Source organism: Dyella sp., from assembly GCF_035508675.1.
In the GTDB taxonomy this organism is placed as follows: domain Bacteria; phylum Pseudomonadota; class Gammaproteobacteria; order Xanthomonadales; family Rhodanobacteraceae; genus Dyella_B.
Genome location: NZ_DATJMN010000039.1, coordinates 1 through 4,501 on the forward strand (window position 1 = coordinate 1; position 4,501 = coordinate 4,501).

Here is a 4,501-nt window from a genome sequence, read left to right on the forward strand (position 1 = left end):
CTCGTGATCGACCCAGACGCGTGTGGATACGCCGTCAATCGCGATCCTCTCCTCGAACGATATGGATTCGAGGAGCGCACGATCAGCAAGTGTCTTCAGGTCATGGTTCGAAGCAGAGCCGGAACCCACGGGCAGGCCAGCGATTGCACGCGTACCAATCTGCGGCCCATCGAGAATGGTGGCAATGGCAATGGGTGTCCGCGCGAGGAATGCCGACTCTAAAGCAGCAAGATGAGCCGATGCGGTTGCGGCACGCTCCAACAAAAGATAGACAACACCGCCGCAGCCGGAGCCGTAGGGACGGTCGCCATCGTCTTCGACAGTGGAATAGCGTTCGACGACGGGCCCGGAGCCTGTGAGCCACCACGAGCGGCGCGCGACCTCCGCCTCAAGGCATCCGCCGCTGACGGTTCCTGCGCGACGACCGTCCTGCGCGAGCAGCATGCGCGCGCCCGGCCTGCGATAGCTGGAGCCTTCGATGGCGACGATGGTCGCAAGCACGTAGCCTGTTCCGGCAGACTCCAATTCGTGCCAAAGCGAAAGGATGGGGCCGAGGTCAGTCATGCATTGTGCTTTCCGTCAACCTGCTCACGCCTCCATTATCTTCGATTGCAGCAGGTGCTCGATGCGGACGGGCAACTCACGGACCCGGACGCCGGTGGCATGGTAGACAGCGGCGGTGATGGCGGCAGCCACGCCGGCAAGGCCAATCTCGCCCACTCCACGCGCGCCGAACTCGCCCATCACGGGATCGGGGTAATCGAGAAATGTGACATCGATCTGCGGCAGGTCGGCACACGTCGCCATAAGGTAGTCGGCCATGCTGCCGTTGATCGGTTGGCCGCTGCGCTGGTCGTACACAGTCTCCTCAAGCATGCCCATGCCGATGCCCATGACAACGGCACCGGCGATCTGGTTTGCCGCGGCCTTCGGGTTGATGATGCGTCCAGCGTCGATAACCGTTACGGTGCGACTCACGCGTAGCCGCGCAATCTCCGGATCTAACTCGACCTCGACAAACTGCGCACCGTAGGAGTGCAGCGAGAAGCCTTTGGCTTTTGGATCCTCCCACGTTGGCACGGTCTTGCCTTCGGCGCTGATGCCGTTGAGACGGGCGAGGTTGAGCAGGTCGGCAAAGGCGATGCCGCTTGCGGGTTCCTGGCCTTTGCGATGCACGCGGCCCACGCTGAAGGCGACGTCTTCAGCTTTTGCATTATTCAGAGGCGAGCCCTCGGTGGAGGCAGCTAGCTTTTGCAGCCTGTCGATCGCGCCATCGGCGGCCTGGGCGATGGCATTGAGCACCGAGCCTGTCACCATGGATCCGCCGGACATGGGGCCGGCAGGCAGCGCGCTGTCGCCGATGATCACGTCGACGCGCTCGAACGGAATACCGGTTTTGTGACTCAGCATCTGGGCGAAGATCGTATACGTTCCAGTGCCGATATCTTGCGTTGCCGACCGGACACAGAGGCGGCCATTCGCGCAGAATTCGACGGTGGCGGTGCAGGGCAGGCGCAAAGCGGGCCAGCTTGCGCCGGCAAGTCCCCAGCCGATGATCTTGCCGTCGCGGCGCATGGAGCCAATGCCGGGCGTACGGTGCTCCCAGCCAAACTTTTTCGAACCCACTTCAAAGCACTCGCGCAGATGCCGTGATGAAAAGGGCAGGTTGTTGCTCTCATCCTTCTCTGCGTCGTTGATGTAGCGCAGTTGCAGGGGATCGATGTTGAGCGCGTCGGCAAGTTCGTTCATGCCGGACTCAAGTGCGTAGAGACCGGGCACAGCGCCAGGCCCGCGCATGTACATCGGCGCCCCCACGTTGCGATGTACCATTCCACCGGTAACGGCCAGATTGGGAACACTGTAGATGTAAGTCGTCGCTTCGCCACAGCCCTCTTCAAAGTCGTCGAGTATTGAGGTGACATTGAGATAGTCCTGCTGCAGCGAAACGAGCTTGCCGTCTTTGTTGGCGCCAAGCCGGATGCGCTGCTCAGTGCGCGGACGATAGCCTACCGTCGCGAACATCATGCGCCGGTCGAGGCTCAGCTTCACTGGACGGCTGAGTTTGCGTGCGGCAACAGCAGCCATTGCGGTGTGCGGCCATGGGAAGAGTTTGCCGCCAAAGCCCGAGCCAAGAAAACGCGTGACGACGCGTACGTTCTCCACCGGAATGCCGAGCACTTGCGCCATCACCACGCGGTGATTCACCACGCCCTGCGAAGTCTCGTAGAGCGTGACGCGATCGCCATCCCACACGGCGACCGATGCGTGCATCTCGATAGGGCTGTGCGTTTCAACTGGTGTGATGTAGGTGGCGTCGACCTTGACCGCCGCGGAGGCGAAAGCGGTGTCGGGGTCGCCGCGCTTGGAGACTGACTTGCGCTTGCCATCATAGTCATCGAGTCCCGGATGCAGGCTGGCGGGCTGCACTTCGTACTCTACTTTCACAGTGGCTGCAGCGGCGGTGGCTTGTTCCAGCGTCTCCGCAATTACCACGGCGACATGCTGGCCCCAGTGGCGCACGACCTCGTCTTCAAATGCCGAACGCACTTCGCTGTTGGTCGCGTTGTCGTCGCCGGGAACGGTGCGGTAGAGCGGGCCAATGTTGCCGTGATGCAGAACAAGCAACACGCCAGGCATCTGCTCGGCTGCGCTGGTGTCGAGCGAGCGAATGCGCCCGCTGGCGATGGTTGCACCGATGGGCACGGCATGAGCCATGTGGGGAAAGTGAATGTCGGCAGCGTACTGTGCGCTGCCGGATGTCTTCAAGGGGCCATCAATGCGGGGCGTTGGCGTGCCCAGGATCGATTCGGATGTCGTGCTCATGCTTTCCCTTTCTTGCAAACCAAAACCGCCGGGCCTGATGCAGCAAGTTGTGCGGTCCAGTAGTTCTTCAGCTACCGGCCCGAAATCATCATGCCTCGAGGACCTTCGACTGCAGCAGATCATCAATGCGAATGGGCAGTTCGCGCACCCGAACGCCTGTGGCGTGATACACCGCCGAAGTGATGGCCGGCGCCACGCCTGCCATGCCGATTTCGCCGATTCCGCGCGCTCCGTACTCGTTGACGATGTAATCCGGGTAGTCGAGGAAGGTGACGTCCAGATCGGGAAGATCGGCGCAGGTAGTTACCAGGTAGTCGGCAAAGTTGCCATTGATGGGTTGACCCGTGCGCGAATCGTGCACGGTCTCTTCAAAGAGCGCCATGCCCAGGCCCATCACGGCCGCACCGAGAATCTGGTTGGCTCCAGCCTTCTTGTTAATGATGCGGCCGGCGTCAAAGACCGAGAAGATGCGGCTTACTCGCAGCCGCGCGATCTCAGGCTCCCACTCCACTTCGGCAAAGTGGGCGCCATAAGAATGGAGCGAATAGGCCTTGGCCTTCGGGTCTTCAAACGAAGGGAAGGTGCGGCCCGTAGCGCTGATGCCGCTGAGATTGGCCAGCCGCAGCACGTCTTCAAACGGCATGCCATTGGCAGTCAGATCGCCGCCATGGAACGCTGCGCCCACAACCCGCGGCTGCTGCTCCTTCGAGATAACCCGGCCTTCAGCGAGTGCGAGCGAATCAGGGTGTGCGCCATGGAACGGCGAACCCGGTGTCTGCGCGGCAATGTGCAGCAGGCGAGTGACTGCTTCGTTGACGGCCGTGGTGGAGGCAGGAAGGATCGCGCTGGTTACCATGGAGCCGCCGGAAGTCGGTCCATCGGGCAAACTCGTGTCGCCGAGAAATACATCGATGCGATCGAGCGGTATGCCGGTTCGCGCGTGAACCACTTGCGCAAAGAGAGTGTAAGTGCCCGTGCCGATGTCCTGCGTGGCACAGCGAACACAAACGCGGCCGTTGGGGCAGAGTTCCACCGACGCTGTGCAGGGAACGCGGGCCGCTCCCCAAGAGGCTCCGGCGACACCCCAACCGATGACTTTGCCGTTGCGGCGCATGGAGCCGACTTCCGGGGTGCGCTGTTTCCAGCCGATCTTTTCCGCACCGGTCTGGTAGCACTCTTTCAAGTGGCGCGAAGAGAACGGAAGATTGCGGCCTTCGTCGCGTTCGGCATCGTTTTTATAACGCAATTCCAGCGGGTCCATCTTGAGCTTGATGGCCAGCTCGTCGATGGCAGACTCGAGTGCAAACAGCCCAGGCACCGCACCCGGGCCGCGCATCGGGGCAGGCGTGCCGACGTTGCGGCGCACCATCGCCGTGGTCACGACAAGATTCGGACAACTGTAGAGGAAGGGAGTCTGCTCGCCGCAGTGCTCCACAAAGTTGTCAAGCGCCGAGGTCTCCGAGTAGAAGTCGTGGCGGATTGCGGTGAGTTTGCCATCCTGTGTTGCGCCCAGGCGAATGCGCTGCTGGGTGCGCGGGCGATGGCCTACATTGGAGAACATCATGCGCCGATCGACACTGATCTTGACAGGGCGACCGAGCTGGCGAGCGGCAGCGGCGGCCAATGTGGCCTGTGGCCATGGCGACAGCTTGCCGCCAAATCCCGAGCCGATGAACCG

Annotated in this window: 3 protein-coding genes; all 3 read right to left on the reverse strand. The window is 61.9% G+C overall.

Features of this window, described 5'->3' with window-relative positions; translation table 11 throughout:
• Positions 1 to 564: XdhC family protein (locus VMA74_RS02445; protein WP_325364465.1), on the reverse strand; the 564-nt coding region annotated here is incomplete at its 3' end.
• Positions 565 to 588: 24 nt separating this feature from the next.
• Positions 589 to 2,823, reverse strand: coding sequence for a xanthine dehydrogenase family protein molybdopterin-binding subunit (locus VMA74_RS02450; protein WP_325364467.1), 2,235 nt, complete (start codon positions 2,821 to 2,823; stop codon positions 589 to 591).
• Positions 2,824 to 2,911: 88 nt separating this feature from the next.
• Positions 2,912 to 4,501 (reverse strand): xanthine dehydrogenase family protein molybdopterin-binding subunit (locus tag VMA74_RS02455; protein ID WP_325364469.1); only part of this gene is annotated, 1,590 nt, incomplete at its 5' end.

What these genes read in the sequence shown, in the direction of transcription:
- VMA74_RS02450 (WP_325364467.1), bottom strand. Translation starts at nt 2,823, where the DNA reads ATGAGCACGACATCCGAATCGATCCTGGGCACGCCAACGCCCCGCATT.